Here is a 17,607-nt window from a genome sequence, read left to right on the forward strand (position 1 = left end):
GTGAGCTCAACCAATGTTGGCCAGAAGCCAAAGATGGCTTCCTCGAATAGGCCTTATACATAGATGCAACCGGGTAGCAGTGTTTAAAAAGCAGGTAGACAGTGGGGGCGAGTCCATACATAGGAGCAAGCTTGCTCGCGATGAACCTGTAGGCGCCCCATTTCCCCAGACAAAACCCGTCATCGTTAACGACCATCGCGAGCAGGCTCGCTCCTACAAAGGTCGGACCGTAGTTTGTATACAAAACCCATGAATCCGTAGAGCAATCGACCCGGCGCGATGTTAACGTTACGGCCTCATACAGGTCGGAGATGTACGCGTGTTGATCCTGAAACTGTTGGTAATTCCCGGATTCCTGCTGCTGATTTCCCTTGCCGGTAAACGTTGGGGACCCAGCGTGGCGGGCTGGTTGTCGGGATTGCCGGTGGTGGTCGGGCCGATTCTGTTTTTCCTCGCCATCGAACAAGGACAGGTGTTCGCCGCGCAATCGGCAACCGCCGCGTTGTCGGCCATGTTCGCGATGATTGCCTTTTGCGTGACCTACGCCCAGGTTGCACAACGCGCCGAATGGCCGTTGGCATTGACGGTTTCGCTGTCCGTCTGGGCGGGCGTGGCCATCGTGCTGTCGCTGATCCCAGCGTCCCTGGTGTTTTCGGTGTGCGCCGCCGCGATTGCGTTGCTCGCTGCGCCGTATCTGTTCCCTGCGATGCAACCGGTCATCAACGGCCCGGCGCCCAAATCCGACAAACTGATTTTGCGGATGATCGCCGGCGCCCTGCTCACTTTGTTCGTGACGCTGTTGGCCAGCACCGTCGGCGACCGCTGGAGCGGCTTGCTCGCGGTGTTCCCGGTACTGGGTAGCGTGATGGCGGTGTTTTCCCAGCAAACCCGTGGCCCGGCGTTCACTGCCGCATTGCTGCGCGCCACCGCCACCGGGATGTATTCATTCGCCGCGTTCTGCCTTGTCCTGGCGCTGACGCTGCCCGATATGGGCCTTAACGCATTTGTGTTGGGTGTTGCAGTTTCCATCGCCATGCTCGGCGTGACCAAACGCCTGCTGGCGCGGCCGGTCGGGACGGCAGCAAATGTGCCCGTCGCAGAGGATCGCTCTACCCAGGGAAAGTGACCGCTTTTTAGTCAGCACTGGAGTCATCGACAGTGCCCATGGGATGATCACGCCTCACCGCGCGCCCCACCCTGGAGATTTCAATGTCACTGTTCACTAAAAAAGCCCTGGTCCTGTTGCTGACAGCGGCGGCAAGTCTGGGGGCTTTGAATGTGCACGCCGCCACGGCCACATCCAGCAATGCGCCAGCGCATAAAGTTTCGATGCTCGGTGGCAAGTTCATCTTCAACTTGCCGAAGGGCTTCATCGCCAATCCGTTGCCCACCAGTCCGAACGGCGCGAGCGGTACGATGTACAGCAACGAAACCACCAAGACTGTGGTGATCGCCGCTGAAAACAGCCTGCCCAATGATCTTAGCGTCAAGGACAACGACGGCGAGTTTCTCGACGGCACCGCGGCCGATTTCGAGACGGCACAACACAGGTCCCTGCCGGACTACAACAAGCTCAGCGAAAAAAGCCTGACCCAGAAAACCGGGCTGGGCCTTCGCCAGGTAGACGGCACCGCCACTCAAGGCGGCGGTCTGACCCTCAACACAACCCTGATGGCGGCGTCCGGCAAGCGCATGGCAGTGGTTCAGGTCATTTCCCGCCCTGGCGACATGGCGGCCCACGAAACCCTGATCAAACAGATCGTCAGCGGCAAGTGAGAATCAAGGGTTGAGACGCTGCAACCAGGCGCTCAAATCTTCAACCTCTGTCGCACTGATACTGTGCCCCAGACCGGGATAGGCGTGGAACTCGGGTTCGAGTGACACGCTCTGCAACAGGCTGTTGGCCTCGCTGCCGTCACTCAACGGCAAGCGTTTGTCCTGCTCGCCATGACCGATGAAAATCGCCAGCGACTGGCGTTTTTCATCGGGCTCGAGCCCGGATTTGAGCACCGGCAGAATCCGCCCGCTCAACGCCGCAATCCCGCCGACCGCCTGCGGATGCCGCAGCGCCACTTCGTAGGACATGATCGCGCCCTGGCTGAAACCCACCAGGAACACTTTCTCGGGTTCGGTGTGATATTTCTTCGCGGCCTGAGTGATGAAATCCAGCAGCACCTGACCGCTGGCTTTCAGATCATCCGTCTCACCGTTGTAGGCGCCTTCGCCCTTCTTGCGAAACCACTGATAGCTGCCCGCCTCCATCACCATCGGGGCCCGCACGGACAGGTAGTTGTATTGCGCAGGTAAATCATCCTTGATGCCGAACAGGTCGTGCTCGTTACTGCCATACCCGTGCAGAAAAATCACCAGGGGTTGATGGGTCGATTCGGCGTTGGCCTGCTCCAGGTATTTGAGTGGCAGGTCAGTTTGCAGCGGCGGGGTTTGGGCGTGGACAGCGGTGGATACCAGCAGCGTAAGCAAAGCGAGAATCTTCAACATAAACCTTCCTTCACAGAGCGCAGGATTCGGGCAGAGCCTAACATCTCTCATCGCCTATGCCTGTAGGAGAGTTGAGTCAGTCGTTGATCAACTTGCCCGCCCGAATCGGCTCGCGCCCGGCGACTTTCGCCTGCCACGTACCCGGCTGGGTGTAGCGCCCGCGGTCGATGGCGAACAGAACGCCGCTGGTCCCGGCACACACCGTCGTGACCTTGTCGTTCAACGGATCGACCACCTCAAACAGCGCATCGCCCTTCTCCACCCACTCGCCGGCCTCCCGCAGGAAACTGACCACACCGTGGTGCGGTGCAAACAGGTATTGGGTGCCTTCGAACGGCATACCTTCGCAGCATTCGCTCGGTGCTGCCGGCCAGGTGCCTTTGATGAACCCCTGCTCGGCCAGAAACCCGAGAATCGCTTCGCAATTGGCCTGTGCCTGATCGACCCGGGTGTCCCCCATGCTGCCCAACTCCAACGTGGTCGCGAGGTTGGCCGGCGGAATCGCCGCTTCAGGGAATGCCCGGGCCAGACGCAACCATGGAGAGGAGCAGGATTCGTCGAACGAACTGCCACCAGAATCTTCACACAGCAACGCGACCCCGGCCTTCAACCGCGCCGCCAGGGATTGCCACTGCGGCCAGTGTTGCGGCAATGCGTAAATGTGAATCGCCGCCTCGAAATCACAATGCAAATCCAGGGTAATGTCGGCATCGCAAGCATGGCGCAGCAACAGGCGATGCATCGCTTCAAGTTGCGACGCCGCAGGCGGCAACCCGTCGAGGACCTGACCCATGGTCTGGCGAATCAGAGCGATATTGGCCTCGGCATCAGCGCCCAGGCGATCACCGATCGACTCGCCCACCGGGGCACTGAGTTCAACGAACGAACGGTTGAAGTTCTTACCGCTGCCGAGCTCGAAGCGGCCCATGTGGCTGCCTTGCAAGTGCTGATCGAGACCGATGGGATTGGCCACCGGCACCAACTCGATCACGCCGTTCAACTGCCCCTGGCTTTCGAGTTCGGCCAGGCGTTTTTTCAGTTCCCAGGCGGTGCGCATGCCCGGCAACTCGTCGGCGTGCAGGCTGGCCTGGATGTACACCTTGCGAGTACCGGCGCCGTAACGGAACACACTGAGGGTACGCTCGCTGCCCAGGTGACTCCAGGGCAGAGGATGGTCGATGCGTTGCATTGCGAACTCCTACAAAACCTGTAGGAGCTGGCTTGCCAGCGAAGACGTCGGCACCGTCGAAAAGGATGTGACTGTCAGATCGCTTTCGCTGGCAAGCCAGCTCCTACAGGTAAGAAATGTGTTAGGCAGGATAAATCATGAACACAAAAAAAGTGGCAACCGCGTCAACGGTTGCCACTTTTCCAAACGGCTGGATTACTCGCCGTAAACGTCAAACTTGAAGTACTTGTCCTGCACTTGCTTGTACTTGCCGTTGGCGCGGATTTCGGTGATCGCGGTGTTGAATTTCTCGGCCAGGGCGGTATCGCCCTTGCGCACGGCAATGCCGGCGCCGCCACCGAAGTATTTCGGATCGTTGTACTCAGGGCCAACGAATGTAAAGCCTTTACCGGCGTCGGTTTTCAGGAAACCGTCGTCCAGGTTGACCGAGTCCGCCAGCAGCGCGTCAATGCGACCGGAGACCATGTCCAGGTTGGCTTCCTGCTGGGAGCCGTAACGCACCAGGACGATCCCGGCTGGCTGCAGCACTTCGGTGGCAAAGCGGTCATGGGTACTGGCGCGCAGTACACCGACTTTCTTGCCCTTAAGTTCGGTCAGCGGGTCCTTGACGTCGGAGCCTTCCTTCATCACGAAACGCGCTGGGGTGTGGTAGTACTTGATGGTGAAATCGACGTTCTTCTTGCGATCGTCAGTGATGGTCATGGACGACAGGATCGCGTCGATTTTCTTGACCTTCAGGGCCGGGATCAGGCCGTCGAACTCTTGCTCGACCCACGTGCACTTCACTTTCATCTGTTCGCACAGGGCATCACCGATGTCCACGTCGAAACCGGTGAGTTTGCCGTCAGGGGTTTTCATCGAGAATGGCGGGTAACCGGCTTCGATACCAATGCGGATCGGCTTGGCGTCGTCGGCCACGGCGGTCAGGGACAACATCGACAGTGCCAGGGCACCGAACATCACTAGCTTCTTCATTTATAACTCCCGTGTGCGGAGACTTTTATTGGCAGCTTCGATTGGCAGCGTTCGGTGACCGCTTTATGGGCGAAAACCGAAGTGGCCGGCAGTCTAGAGTGGCAACGGGAGGGTAAATTGTGTTGAAGCGACAAAAAGTTACAGGGATGAGAACAGTATTTTGTGCGGTGTTTTCAGATCAGCATTCGCAACCGATTGCAGCAACGGGCGATTTCAGCTCTTCGGTACTCAACGCAAACCCCTCATCCAGCCACCCGGTTACGCCGCCGATCATCTCCTTGACCGGGTAACCCAATGCCGCCAGTTTCACCGCCGCCTTATTGGCACCATTACAGTGAGGCCCGGCGCAATAGACCACGAACAGGTTGTTTGTCGTGTAGCTCGCCAACCCTTCGGCCGTGAGCAGACGGCCCGGGATATTGATCGCGCCCGGCACATGACCGCGCTCGAACGCCAGCGGCCCACGCACATCCACCAGAATGAAATCGACTTCACCTTGCTGCTGACTGGTATAGACGTCGGAACAATCGGTTTCGAAGGTCAGACGGTTGCTGAAATGCATCAGGGCGATGGCCGATGGGGCGGCGGGAATGTCGCGAACCAGGCTGGGCATGGGCTGTACTCCAAAGTGTCGTCAGGTGTGAGAAGACTTTATCCGCGCATCTCTTCCCGCTACAGTGGCGCACGAGACACTTACCGGGAGTTTTCCGCCAAATGCAACCCAACCCAGGATTGGTCGCGATTCTCGCCTACGACGGCCTTTGCACCTTCGAGTTCGGTATCGCCGTGGAAATCTTTGGCCTGGCACGCCCGGAATTCGAGTTCCCGTGGTATGCCCATCGCATCGTTGCCGTCGACCAAGGCCCGATGCGTGCCATGGGCGGCATCCAGGTGCTGGCCGATGGCGGCATGGAACTGCTCGCAGACGCCCGGACCATCATCATTCCCGGCTGGCGCGACCGCAGTGCGGCGGTGCCCGAGGAGTTGATCGCGGCGCTGCGCCAGGCTCATGCCCGAGGCGCGCGTTTGCTGTCGATTTGTTCCGGCGTGTTCGTGCTGGCCGCAACCGGTTTGCTCGACGGGCATGGCGCCACCACGCACTGGCGCTACACCACGGAGCTCGCCGAACGTTTTCCCAACATCCTGGTGGACCCGAACGTGCTCTATGTCGACTCGGGCCAATTGATCACGTCCGCCGGCAGCGCTGCGGGCATCGATGCATGTTTGCACTTGGTGGCGCGGGATTTCGGCACGCAAGTGGCCAATGCCGTGGCGCGGCGGCTGGTGATGTCGCCGCAACGCACCGGTGGCCAGGCGCAATTCATTCCGACGCCGGTCAGTCCTACACCGCGCAGCGATCTTTCCCGCATCATGCAGTGGGCGCGGGAGCGCCTGCACGAACCGCTTGAAGTGCGCGACCTGGCCAGCGAAGCGGCCATGAGCGAACGTACGTTCCTGCGCCGTTTTACCGAGGCCAGCGGCCAGTCCCCGAAAACCTGGCTGCAACATGAACGTCTGGGCCGCGCCCGCGAACTGCTGGAAAGCACCGATCAGAACACCGAACAGATCGCCCAACGCTGCGGTTATCGCTCGGTGGAAAGCTTCCGGGTGGCGTTCCGTTCTGTGGTTGGCGTACCGCCGTCGGTGTATCGGGAGCGATTCGGGCGCGGTGTCAAAACCCTATCGTGAGGTGGCCCTTATTTCTCGGGTTTGCGCAGCAGATAGGTATCCATGATCCAGCCGTTGGCCTCTCGCGCAGCGTGGCGTACCCGCGCTATTTCGTCCGCCACGTCCTTGAGCTTGCCGCTGATCAGGATTTCATCCGGGGTGCCCAGGTAGGCGCCCCAATAAATGTCTGTCTCCTGGTCCGCCACCTGACGGTAGGCATCCTGCGCATCCAGCATCACCACCACACTGTCGGCCTCTCCCGCCTGCCCTGCCGCCAGTCGTCGCCCGGTGGTGATCTCGACGGATTGGCCGATCTGGTTCAGCGGCACCTTGTGTTGCGCCGTCAGGGCCTGGACGCTGGTGATGCCGGGGATTACCTCAAACTCGAAGGCGCAGACACCTGACGCCAGAATCGCCTGCAAGATACGGATGGTGCTGTCGTACAACGCCGGGTCGCCCCAAACAAGAAAACCGCCGCACTGACCGTCAGCCATTTCCTCGTTGATCAGGCGTTCGAAGGTTTGCTGTTTGGCCAGGTTCAGATCGTCGACGCTGGTCTTGTAGTCCACGTCACCGCGCGCTCTTTCCGGGCTATGGGCCTCGACAACGCGGTAGTCGCGGTCGGAGATGTAGCGCTCGCAGATTCCGCGGCGCCATTCGATCAACTGGCTTTTACTTTCGCCCTTTTCCATCAGGAAAAACACATCGACCCGATTCAACGCCTTTACGGCTTGCATCGTGATGTAGTCCGGATTGCCCGCACCGATGCCGATGACCAATAGCTTTTTCATTCAAGCGACTCCCCGGGATCCGTGCCCGCCAAGCGCAGCCGCCAACGACCCTGGAATCGCAATTCCACAGCCGACAGCGGTTCTACATCGATCAGATTGAACGATGCGCCTTGCAACACGTGCGTCAGCGCAGCACGAATGACAAAGGGATGGGTGATGGCAACGATGTGTCCCGGTGTCGATTGCACTGACGTCAGCCATGCACTCACCCGTTCGCAGAGCCGGGTCACCGACTCGCCACCGTGGGGTGCCGAGTCGGGATTTTCCAGCCAGTGCTGAAGGGCCTCGGGTTCGGTGTTTTGCAGTTCACCGATGCGCAGACCGCTCCAGCGCCCAAAATCGCAATCCTTCAGGGCTTCGATGATCTGCGGCGCGTTGCCGAACAATTCGGCGGTTTGCCGGGTTCGCAATTCGGGGCCGCACAGCAGGCGCGGAGCTCCCTTGAATTGAGTGCATCGGGATTGCCGCGCCGATTGCCAATCCATCTCCAACGGCTCGTCGGTAGGAAAACGCGCCAATTTCTGTGCGACGGTTCGAGCGTGGCACATCAGAGTCAAACGGGTTGCCTGCACAGGTCATCACTCTATAAACGGACGTTAAACGCCTTCACGCGACGGGGCGTGCGCAATTGTGCCGTAGAAATGGTCATCCGGGCGTAATCGCCTTCGTCTTTTCAGCGTTCGCAGGTACCGGCTACTTGCCACTGACTCGGCTATGTCCGACCCCAATTTAGGCAATACCCTACAAGGCTGATCTACGTTGACTGACTCCCCGTGGCACCGGGGGTTTCGCCCCATTTTTGGGCAGGGAGAAACCCTGCAAAAATTAACTAGACAGGCCATACTCGATAAATAAATACTGCTTTCAATGAACGATTGAGGCACCCATCACGCCATCCAGCAAGAGCCCGGCACCCTCTCTGCAACACCGGAATATCGATCAGCGGTGGTGTTCAAGCTGACCAAAACTATCAATCCGCGCCAACACCGTTAAACGCAAAAAACACTTAAAAAAACAGCGGCACCTGAGCAACAACAGATGACCGCCGATTTGACGTGAGTAAAAAACCGACAGTGATAGTCAGATTTGGCCCGGCGCCGAATCCATTGATACAAGGAGTGTCTCCATGCTGGTCTTGCGTCCAGTCGAGTTAGCCGACCTGCCCCAATTGCAGCGCCTGGCTCGTGAAAGCCTCGTGGGTGTAACGTCCCTGCCCGACGACTACGAACAATTGCACGAGAAGATTCGGCAGTCCTGTGCCTCATTCGAAAAAAACGTCCAGAGCCCTGGCCAGGAAAATTATTTCTTCGTCCTGGAAGACCCTGCGGAGCAACGCCTGTTGGGCTGCTCGGAAATCCTCGCCACCGCCGGGTTCAACGAACCGTTCTATAGCCTGCGCAACCGGCCGTTCACCAGCGCCTCGCGTGAATTGAACATCGAGCATGGCGTACCGACGCTGTCGTTGTGCCAGGATCTGAGTGGCCACACCCTCTTACGCGGTTTCCACATCGACAAGAGCCTGGAACGCACGCCACATTCCGAGCTCCTGTCGCGTGCGCGCTTGTTGTTTATCGCCGCCCACACGCAACGTTTCGCCGCCGCAGTGATCACTGAAATTGTCGGCTACAGCAACGATGAAGGGCACTCGCCGTTCTGGGATGCCATCGGCAAACACTTCTTCGATTTGCCCTACGTCGAGGCCGAACGACTTTGCGGTCTGGAAAGCCGGTCTTTTCTCGCCGAACTGATGCCGCATTACCCCCTCTACGTGCCCATGCTGCCCCAGGCGGCACAGGACTGCATCGGTCAAATCCATCCCGATGGCCAGGAAGCCTTCGATATCCTCGAACGAGAAGGCTTTGAGACCAACAGCTACGTTGACCTTTTCGACGCAGGTCCAACGCTGTTCGCGCGCACGTTGACGATCCGCTCAATCGTCCAGAGCACCTCGGGGCTTGTCCGACCGGGTACTTGCATTGATGCCCGGGGTCACTATCTGGTCAGTAATGATTCATTGAAAAACTACCGTGCCATCGTCGCCGAGCTCGACTACACCGCCGGGCAGCCTGTCATTCTGGATGCGGCCATGTGCTCAGCGCTGAAGGCCACCGAAGGCAGTGAAATCAGGCTGATCCCGCTGTGATTACGGACCGCTCCCGACACCCGAGCACGCATGAAAAAGGAACTTCAGCATGATTGTCCGCCCGGTTCAGATCACCGACCTGCCCGCTCTGATGGCGTTGGTGGGTCATGCGGAAACAGGGCTCAGCAACCTGCCGTTCAACGAAGAACGCCTGGCCCACAAGATCCGCTGGGCCCAGCGGGCTTTCGCCGAGCAGGTCGATCGTGCCGATGCCGACTACCTGTTTGTGCTCGAAGATGACGATCAGCAAGTCGTGGGCGTGAGCGCGTTGACGGGCGGAATCGGTCTGCGAGAACCTTGGTACAACTATCGGGTCGGGCTCACGGTGAGTGAGTCGCCCGACCTTGGCATCCAGCGCCAGCTCCCGACCCTGTTCCTGAGCAATGAAATGACCGGGCAATCGGAAATCCATTCGTTGTACCTGCACCCCGATGAACGCCGTGGAAGTAACGGTCGTTTGCTTTCCCTGGGGCGCTTACTGTTTGTGGCCGAATTTACACACCTGTTCGGTGACAAACTGATCGCTGAACTGCGGGGCAGTGCTGACGAACACGGCTGTTCACCGTTCTGGGACAGCGTGGGCCGCCACTTCTTCAAGATGGATTTCGGCCACGCCGAGCAATTGTCAGAACTGGGCAACAAATCCTTCATCGCCGAACTGATGCCGCGCCAACCGCTCTATACCTGCCTGCTGACCGAACAAGCCCAGGCGGTGATCGGCAAGGCCCACCCCCATACCGAACACGCTTTGAAAATCCTCGCCGCCGAGGGTTTTGCCCATAAGGGCTACATCGATATTTTCGACGCCGGCCCCGTCATCGAAGCCCCGATTTCGAGCATCCGCACCGTGCGCGAGAGTCAAAACCTGATACTGGACATCGGCACACCGGACGATCAGGCACCGGAGTGGCTCATCCACAACCGGCGCCTGGAAAACTGCCGCATCACCAGCGCCCGGGCACGATTGGCGGGCGGCACGCTGATCGTTGACCGACTGACCGCCAAGCGCCTGCAACTGCAACCGGGGGACTCGGTGCGCGCGGTACAGCTGCTCAAGCAACAGCCCCGGGCCGTGGCGGCGTAACCAGCCGGCATCGGTCTCAATCTGTCCCGGCCTGCAAATTCGTCATCATTCTCCACCCGTTCGCGTGATAGCCTTTTGTTCCTTCGGCGTTGACACTTTTGCTCAAGCCCTTCCATTCCATTGGTGGAACTCATATGTCCAGGCTTTCTCATCAAGATTTGCGCCGCAATTTTCGCCAGCTGTTCGCTTCCAAAACCTGCTACCACACCGCCTCGGTTTTCGACCCGATGTCGGCCCGTATTGCGGCGGACCTGGGGTTCGAAGTCGGCATCCTTGGCGGCTCGGTCGCCTCGTTACAAGTGCTGGGCGCTCCTGACTTTGCCTTGATCACCCTCAGCGAATTCGCTGAGCAGGCCACCCGCATCGGCCGCGTCGCTCAATTGCCGGTGATTGCCGATGCCGACCACGGTTACGGCAACGCACTCAATGTCATGCGCACCATCGTCGAACTCGAACGCGCCGGCATCGCCGCCCTGACCATCGAAGATACCTTGCTGCCCGCCCAGTTCGGCCGCAAATCCACCGACCTGATCACCGTCGCCGAGGGTGTCGGCAAGATTCGCGCCGCGCTGGAAGCCAGGGTCGACTCGGAAATGGCAATCATCGCCCGAACCCACGCGGGCATTCTGCCGGTCCAGGAAATCATCAGCCGCACCCAGCAATATCAGGCTGCCGGAGCGGACGGGATTTGCATGGTCGGGGTCAAGGATTTCGATCACCTGGAGCAGATCGCCGAGCACCTGAGCGTCCCGCTGATGCTGGTGACCTACGGCAATCCGTTGCTACGCGACGATCAACGCCTGGCAGAACTGGGTGTACGCGTGACCATCGACGGCCACGGCGCCTACTTCGCCGCGATCAAGGCCACTTACGACAGCCTGCGTGAGCAACGACAGATCTTCACTCAGGGGGCGGATCTGAGCGCGACCGAGCTTACCCATACCTATACGCAGCCTGAGGAATACATCCGCTGGGCAGAGGAATTCATGCAAGTCAAAGAGTAATGGCGATCGTTGGAGCCTGGTTTTTGCTCACACCGAATCCGTCACTTCATGTCGCGGCCAGTCACAATCGCAACAGATAACCCGGTTGCGCCCGGTTGTCTTGGCCTCATACAGCGCCTGGTCGGCGTCGTTGAGCCATAGCGTCGCGTCAGTATGGTCGGAATTGAACGCTGCCAGGCCAATGCTCAAGCTGACTTCCAGCGCCGGACTCTGCTCATAGCCCAGGGTGGAGAATCGGTCGCGCAGTGCATCCATGACCGTCGCGGCTCGGTTCAGCGGCAGGTCCGGAAGGATCACGCAGAATTCATCACCGCCATAACGCCCCGCCACATCGGTTGCCCGCAGGTTCTGCTTGAGCATTTTGCTCAGCTGGCGCAGCACGATATCTCCGGCGACGTGGCCGTAGGTGTCATTGATGGCTTTGAAATGGTCGATGTCGATCAGCGCAATCGCCCCACCCTTTTGCTGGCGTTTGCAGCGCTGGAACTCGACTTCCAGTTGATCTTTCCAGGTCCCGTGGTTGAGCAACCCCGTGAGGCTGTCGGTGCGGCTCAGTGCCAGCAGTTCACGCTTTTGCCGGCCAAGGGTGTGCGCCTGCCGGAAGCAGATCCAGCCCAGTGCCAGCGGGTACAGGCACAACAAGGGTAAACAGGCATAGAGCTGCAGCGCACTGGTGGCGGGTATAAAGGCCGGGGAGAAAATCAGAACCCCAACGCCCATACCCAGCAGCTGCGCAGCCGTGCCCACCAGTAGAAAGCGCGGGCCGCCAATGGCGACATTGTTCATTGCCATCATGGAGACGGTGGTGGCGCTGGGCAGCGGATTGAACTGCATGGCAGCGATCCAGAAGCCGCCAAGAAAGCTGTCAATCAGCAGGTTTCGGTATTCGGCGTGATACGGCACCTTGGCCCGACGCGCCAATTGGTAAGCCAGATGTGGCCACAGCAGGCCATTGAACAACATCAATCCCCAGACCCACGGTGCCGGGTCGAGTGGATACATCGCCGCGCTCACGCACACCAAACCGAGGGCAATCCCCAGGATTCGCGATGTGTAGAGCCTCCTGGCCAGTGAAAGTCCCTTTCCTCCCGTTTTTTCCATAGGGCCTCTGTGCCACTGAACGGAATCCGATAAAACCGGGGTTGCGTGTGTGCTGGAGTCTATCAGGGCGAATTTAAATAGCCATCACCGATCAGACGGGCTGAATGCCCGGGCATTTCGCCAGGCACAGGTGCCTGCCGATGCACGCAGAAGCAGCTATACATGAAGGAAGGGTTGATCAATGACGATAGGCGGAGGCGCATGCAGACCTTTCAAGTGTTGATCATCGGCAGCGGATTTGGCGGGCAGTGTGCCGCGATCAATTTGCTCAAGGCCGGCATCGATGATTTTCGGCTGCTGGAACGGCGGGATTTCTTCGGCGGCACCTGGTGCCAGAACACCTACCCCGGTGCAGCCGTCGACGTCCCCTCCCCCCTGTATTCGCTGTCCTTTGCGCCTTTTCTCTGGACGCAAATGTTCGCCGGGCAGGCAGAGCTGCACCGCTACACACATCATGTAGTGGAACACTTCGGCCTGCGGGACAAGGTGGAACTGGGCGCCAACGTCGAAGGCATCGAATGGGACGACGCCAATAAGCACTGGACCGTGCGCACTGCGGGCAAAGGCATGTTTTGCGCGCGATTCCTGATCAATGCCACTGGCCCGCTGAGCCAACCGGTCATTCCGCACTTCGAGGGCCGGGAGCGTTTTCAGGGCAAGACGTTTCACACCAACCGTTGGGACCATGCCTACGACTATCGCCACAAACGCGTGGCGATCATCGGCAGCGGCGCCAGCGCTGCCCAGGTGATTCCGGCCATTGCCCCGGACGTCGAGCACTTGCACGTGTTCCAGCGCACACCGCATTGGGTACTGCCCAGAGCCGACCGCACCTTCGGTCGTTTCCAGCGCTGGCTGCTCGGGCTCAAACCGGCCTACACGCTGCTGCGCTGGATGATCTACTGGCAATTCGAAACCCGGGTCATTGCCTTCAAGTATTCGAAACCGGCCGTGCGCATGGTCCAGCATCAAGCGCTACGCTTCCTCAAGCGTCAGGTGCCGGACGCCGAGCTACGGCGCAAACTGACACCGGACTACACCATCGGTTGCAAACGGGTGATCCTGTCCAGCACGCTGTACCCGGCGCTGGGCCGGTCAAACGTCACGCTGCACAGCCAGGAACAAGGCATCGCCTCCCTCGATGAGACCGGCATCGTCACCCGGGATGGCCAGCACATCGAGGTGGATTTGATCGTCTGGTCCACCGGCTATGATGCTACTGACGGGGTGATTTCCTACCCGGTTACGGGAAAAAACGGCAACCGACTCAAGGATGTGTGGGCGCAATACCCTCGGGCCTACCTCGGTACCGCCCTGCCGGACTTTCCCAACCTGTTCATCGTTACCGGCCCCAACACCGGAATCGGCCACACGTCGGCGCTGTTCATCATCGAATCCCAGATGAATTACATCCTCGATTGCATTCGTACCTTGAACGCACAAGGTTTAAGCAGCATCGAAGTTCGACCCGAAGCAGAACGTACCTACACTGAAATGATCCACCGTGAAATGGAACGCACGGTGTGGAAGTCAGGAGGTTGTCACAGTTGGTATCAAAGCAAGAGCGGTCATGTGATCGCCATGTTTCCAGGGTTCAGCTTCAGCTTTCATCGCTTGACCCGGGTACTGAAACCCGCCGATCACATTTTGTCCTGATCAGCAGTAGGGAGACGCGAAATGCTTTTATTGGTCGTCGTTATTGCGGTTTTCCTGGCCTGGAGCTGGTTGACCTACCCGGCCATCGGCTACTGGGTCTATGACTTGAACATGGCGGTCGAAGCCAAGCTGTACCGGTTGCACAAAATCGTCGTGCCAATACCCGAAATGACCGTTTCGACCTGGCAAGGCGGGCCTTACGAGGCGACCAGCAGTGTCTTGATGCTCCACGGTTTCAGTGCCGACAAGAACCTCTGGCTGCGTTTTGCCCGGCACTTTGTCGGCACCCATCGGGTGATCATCCCGGACATCGCCGGCCATGGCGAAACCGGCTTCAAGGCCGGTGGCGGCTATGACATCCCGCTGCAGGCCAAGCGGATGATCCAGTTGCTGGATGTTTGCGGTGTCGAGAAAGTTCATGTGATCGGCAATTCGATGGGCGGCTACATGGCTGCGTGGCTGGCGGCCCACTATCCGGATCGTATTGTCTCGGTGGCGCTGATCGACCCTGCCGGTGTCACTTCGCCCGAACCCAGCGATCTTGAGCGTCATTTGGCCAAGGGTCACAACCCGTTCCTGATCAACTCGCGCGAAGAGTTCCAGCGCTTCTACGCCATGACCATGGCGTCGCCGCCATGGGTGCCGAAACTGGTGCTGGATGCTGTTGCCCAGCGCTACGAACAGTCCAGGGATGATCTCGAAGAAATCTTCCGGGATTTTCGTGCCAGCCCGCCGATGGAACCCCACCTCCCCGACATCACCGCCCCCGCGCTGTTGCTTTGGGGCCGCAAGGACCGGTTGATCGATGTCAGCAGCGTGGCCATCTGGAGCAAGGGCATCGCCGATCTGCGCGTGGAAATCTGGGACGGCGTCGGCCACATGCCCATGGTCGAAGTGCCTGCCGGTTCAGCGCGTCTGTATCGGGACTTTTTGGCATCACTGCGCTCGGAAAGCCCTCAGGATCAACGGCTGCACTAAAGATGCAGTCCTTTGAAGAATGAAGTTCGTCAGAATCTTCGTTTGTCGGCGTCGTGGAAGGCTGCGATCTTTTCTCCCATCCTTCACGTCACCGCGCCAGGAATCCTGTTCATGAGCCACCCGAGTTTCGTCAGCCCAGACCTGATCCGCCAACGATTTTCCAAAGCGATGTCTGACATGTATCGCGAGGAAGTGCCGTTGTACGGCGCGTTGATGGCACTGGTGGAGCAAACCAACCGTCACGTGCTGGACAGCGATCCACAGGTTGCGAAACACCTGAACAGCACCGGTGAAATCGAACGCCTGGACCTGGAGCGCCACGGTGCGATCCGCGTCGGCACCGCCGAGGAACTGGCCACACTCGCCCGACTGTTTGCGGTGATGGGCATGCAACCGGTGGGTTACTACGACCTGACACCGGCCGGGGTGCCCGTGCATTCCACGGCGTTTCGCGCGGTGCACGAAGCAGCGTTGCAGGTCAGCCCGTTCCGGGTGTTCACCTCGCTGCTGCGTCTGGAACTGATTGAAGACCTTGAACTGCGGGCGTTCGCCCAGTCGGTGCTCGATCAGCGCTCGATTTTCACCCCGGCAGCCCTCAACCTCATTGAACACGCCGAAACCCAAGGAGGCCTGACCGAACAGGAGGCGGATGAATTCGTCGAACAGGCACTGGAAACCTTCCGCTGGCACCACAGCGCCACGGTGACCGCCGAGCAATATCAACAACTCAGTGCCCAGCATCGTCTGATTGCCGATGTCGTGGCATTCAAGGGCCCGCACATCAATCACCTGACGCCTCGCACCCTGGACATCGACATCGTGCAAGCGCAAATGCCGGCCCATGGCATTACCCCAAAAGCGGTGATCGAAGGCCCACCCCGCCGCCAGTGTCCGATCCTGCTGCGCCAGACCAGCTTCAAGGCCCTGGACGAGCCGATTGCCTTCACCGATCAGCTCGACACCCGTGGCAGCCACAGCGCCCGCTTTGGCGAGATCGAACAGCGTGGCGCGGCCCTCACGCCCAAGGGCCGGGCGCTTTACGATCGCTTGCTGAATGCCGCGAGGGACGAATTGAAGGACTTCCCCAACGAAGCCAACGCCGCACGCTACAACGCCCTCATGACGCAGCATTTCAGCGAGTTTCCTGACACCTGGGAAGGCATGCGCCAGCAGGATCTGGCGTACTTTCGCTACTTCACGACAGGAAAAACCCTGGCCCCGGATGCACTGAAAGCCTCGACTCTGGAAGCGTTGCTCAGCGGCGGGTATCTGCGGATTGAACCGCTGGTGTACGAAGACTTTCTGCCGGTCAGTGCCGCGGGGATTTTTCAGTCGAACCTTGGGGACGCGGCACAAGCCCATTACGGCGAGCATTCCAATCAGCACGCCTTTGAGAAGGCCTTGGGACGATCGACCATTGATGAACTGACGTTGTATGCCGAATGTCAGCAGCGGTCGATCGAGCAGTGTTTGGCAATGCTGGAGAAGTAGGCGGTAAGCCATCCAACGGTTCCGCTTCGCCCGATAATGGCCTGGTGCCGTAATGCGCAAGAAATGGCGTATCACAGCACCATATCCGCGTTAAAAAAGGCTTGAAGCCGAACCTGTCAGGCCCTCCGGGCGAGCTCGTAAAACATTGCGCAGCGTAGCGCAGGTTTTTGCGCGCTTTTCTGGAAAAATCAGGTGATCCGGTCGCACAAAATTCACATAACCAACTGTTTTTATAGATATTTATTAGCCATGGCACAGACCTTGTTTAGGTCATTGGCCCGCAGGAGCCGTTTTTCCCGTGGGTCTCTCACCGTTCAGCAAGGAGCGCATTCATGGCAACACCCGCGTACATGTCCGTCACCGGCGAAAAACAAGGCTTGATCACTGCCGGCGCGTTCACAGCCGACTCTGTCGGCAACACTTATCAGGAAGGCCACGAAGACCAGGTCATGGTTCAGGCCTTCAGCCACGAAGTCATCATTCCGCGTGACGCACAATCCGGCCAGCCAACCGGTCAACGTATTCACAAACCCACTGTGATCACTAAGGTGTTCGACAAGGCTTCGCCGCTACTGTTGGCGGCCATGACCTCCGGTGAACGCATTACCGAGGTTGTAATCCAGTGGTTCCGTACCTCCGCTCAAGGTACTCAGGAACACTATTACTCCATTGTTCTGGAAGACGCGATCATCGTTGATATCAAGGACTACATGCACAACTGTCAAGACCCATCAAACTCGCACTTCACCCATTTACAGGACGTGCATTTCAGTTATCGCAAAATTACCTGGACTCACGAAGTCTCCGGCACTTCAGGTTCCGATGACTGGCGCTCCCCGGTTGTAGGCTAGGTCTGGTTGGGCCGTATCAATCATCGACCAGCTTTGCTGGTCGATGTGATGTAAGCGCTCCATGAACCCCACCCATTCAAAATAGGCGCGCTTAGCGAGGCGATGTAAGTGAGCAGTTCCAAGGGATCAAGGCTTCGTAATCTTCAACTGAGATTACCTGTGGCAGCCATTCAAGTG

The 17,607-nt window shown here is 58.9% G+C and carries 17 protein-coding genes; 10 read left to right on the top strand and 7 right to left on the bottom strand.

Going from position 1 to position 17,607, the window contains the following annotated elements:
- Positions 1–319 precede the first annotated feature (319 nt).
- Together CKW15_RS27200 and CKW15_RS27205 are read left to right on the top strand one after the other, a co-directional pair.
- Complete coding sequence (locus tag CKW15_RS27200) at positions 320–1,126, top strand: hypothetical protein (protein WP_095153036.1); 807 nt, start codon at positions 320–322, stop codon at positions 1,124–1,126.
- An 83-nt stretch (positions 1,127–1,209) separates the two neighbouring features.
- Complete coding sequence (locus CKW15_RS27205; RefSeq protein WP_095056864.1) at positions 1,210–1,776, top strand: hypothetical protein; 567 nt, start codon at positions 1,210–1,212, stop codon at positions 1,774–1,776.
- 3 nt (positions 1,777–1,779) lie between these two features.
- Here CKW15_RS27205 and CKW15_RS27210 read toward each other — a convergent pair whose 3' ends face one another.
- The 4 genes from CKW15_RS27210 to CKW15_RS27225 all read right to left on the bottom strand — a co-directional run bounded on the left by CKW15_RS27210 (position 1,780) and on the right by CKW15_RS27225 (position 5,276).
- Entirely contained in the window at positions 1,780–2,499 is a 720-nt protein-coding gene (locus CKW15_RS27210) for an alpha/beta hydrolase (protein ID WP_095153037.1), read from the bottom strand.
- A gap of 76 nt (positions 2,500–2,575) precedes the next feature.
- The gene (locus CKW15_RS27215) at positions 2,576–3,688 is read right to left on the bottom strand and encodes a succinylglutamate desuccinylase/aspartoacylase family protein (protein ID WP_095153038.1); all 1,113 of its coding nucleotides are present in this window, start codon (positions 3,686–3,688) and stop codon (positions 2,576–2,578) included.
- A gap of 195 nt (positions 3,689–3,883) precedes the next feature.
- Complete coding sequence (locus CKW15_RS27220; RefSeq protein ID WP_095153039.1) at positions 3,884–4,663, bottom strand: ABC transporter substrate-binding protein; 780 nt, start codon at positions 4,661–4,663, stop codon at positions 3,884–3,886.
- Positions 4,664–4,841: 178 nt separating this feature from the next.
- Positions 4,842–5,276 (bottom strand): rhodanese-like domain-containing protein, encoded by a 435-nt coding sequence (locus CKW15_RS27225; protein ID WP_095153040.1) that lies wholly within the window; start codon positions 5,274–5,276, stop codon positions 4,842–4,844.
- Positions 5,277–5,377: 101 nt separating this feature from the next.
- Between CKW15_RS27225 and ftrA the strand changes: the two genes are divergently transcribed.
- Entirely contained in the window at positions 5,378–6,352 is a 975-nt protein-coding gene (gene ftrA / locus CKW15_RS27230) for a transcriptional regulator FtrA (protein ID WP_095056869.1), read from the top strand.
- A gap of 8 nt (positions 6,353–6,360) precedes the next feature.
- Here the strand turns inward: ftrA and cobF are convergent, their stop codons facing one another.
- Together cobF and CKW15_RS27240 are read right to left on the bottom strand one after the other, a co-directional pair.
- Positions 6,361–7,122 carry a precorrin-6A synthase (deacetylating) gene (gene cobF / locus CKW15_RS27235; protein ID WP_095153041.1) on the bottom strand — a complete coding sequence of 254 codons (762 nt, stop codon included), beginning with the start codon at positions 7,120–7,122 and terminating at the stop codon, positions 6,361–6,363.
- Entirely contained in the window at positions 7,119–7,694 is a 576-nt protein-coding gene (locus tag CKW15_RS27240; protein ID WP_095153042.1) for a histidine phosphatase family protein, read from the bottom strand. The genes cobF and CKW15_RS27240 overlap by 4 nt, the downstream gene beginning before the upstream one ends.
- Positions 7,695–8,248: 554 nt before the next feature.
- Between CKW15_RS27240 and CKW15_RS27245 the strand changes: the two genes are divergently transcribed.
- From CKW15_RS27245 to CKW15_RS27255, 3 genes are all read left to right on the top strand, one after another.
- Positions 8,249–9,265, top strand: coding sequence for an arginine N-succinyltransferase (locus CKW15_RS27245; RefSeq protein ID WP_095153043.1), 1,017 nt, complete (start codon positions 8,249–8,251; stop codon positions 9,263–9,265).
- Positions 9,266–9,314: 49 nt separating this feature from the next.
- The gene (astA, locus tag CKW15_RS27250; protein WP_095056873.1) at positions 9,315–10,349 is read left to right on the top strand and encodes an arginine N-succinyltransferase; all 1,035 of its coding nucleotides are present in this window, start codon (positions 9,315–9,317) and stop codon (positions 10,347–10,349) included.
- A 134-nt stretch (positions 10,350–10,483) separates the two neighbouring features.
- Positions 10,484–11,353, top strand: coding sequence for an oxaloacetate decarboxylase (locus CKW15_RS27255; protein ID WP_095056874.1), 870 nt, complete (start codon positions 10,484–10,486; stop codon positions 11,351–11,353).
- A gap of 27 nt (positions 11,354–11,380) precedes the next feature.
- Here CKW15_RS27255 and CKW15_RS27260 read toward each other — a convergent pair whose 3' ends face one another.
- Positions 11,381–12,454 (bottom strand): diguanylate cyclase, encoded by a 1,074-nt coding sequence (locus tag CKW15_RS27260; protein WP_095153044.1) that lies wholly within the window; start codon positions 12,452–12,454, stop codon positions 11,381–11,383.
- 201 nt (positions 12,455–12,655) lie between these two features.
- On the opposite strand from CKW15_RS27260, the gene CKW15_RS27265 reads away from it, so the two are divergent.
- The 4 genes from CKW15_RS27265 (at position 12,656) to CKW15_RS27280 (ending at position 17,430) form a co-directional block, all read left to right on the top strand.
- Positions 12,656–14,110, top strand: a complete 1,455-nt coding sequence (locus tag CKW15_RS27265; protein WP_095153045.1) for an NAD(P)/FAD-dependent oxidoreductase — start codon at positions 12,656–12,658, stop codon at positions 14,108–14,110.
- 21 nt (positions 14,111–14,131) lie between these two features.
- Positions 14,132–15,088: an alpha/beta fold hydrolase gene (locus CKW15_RS27270; RefSeq protein ID WP_095056877.1), complete on the top strand. Its 957-nt coding sequence runs from the start codon at positions 14,132–14,134 to the stop codon at positions 15,086–15,088.
- 111 nt (positions 15,089–15,199) lie between these two features.
- Positions 15,200–16,579 (top strand): VOC family protein, encoded by a 1,380-nt coding sequence (locus CKW15_RS27275; RefSeq protein WP_095153046.1) that lies wholly within the window; start codon positions 15,200–15,202, stop codon positions 16,577–16,579.
- 332 nt (positions 16,580–16,911) lie between these two features.
- Entirely contained in the window at positions 16,912–17,430 is a 519-nt protein-coding gene (locus tag CKW15_RS27280; protein WP_095153047.1) for an Hcp family type VI secretion system effector, read from the top strand.
- Positions 17,431–17,607 lie beyond the last annotated feature (177 nt).

This window comes from Pseudomonas sp. Irchel s3b5 (assembly GCF_900187435.1).
Taxonomy (GTDB): Bacteria; Pseudomonadota; Gammaproteobacteria; order Pseudomonadales; family Pseudomonadaceae; genus Aquipseudomonas.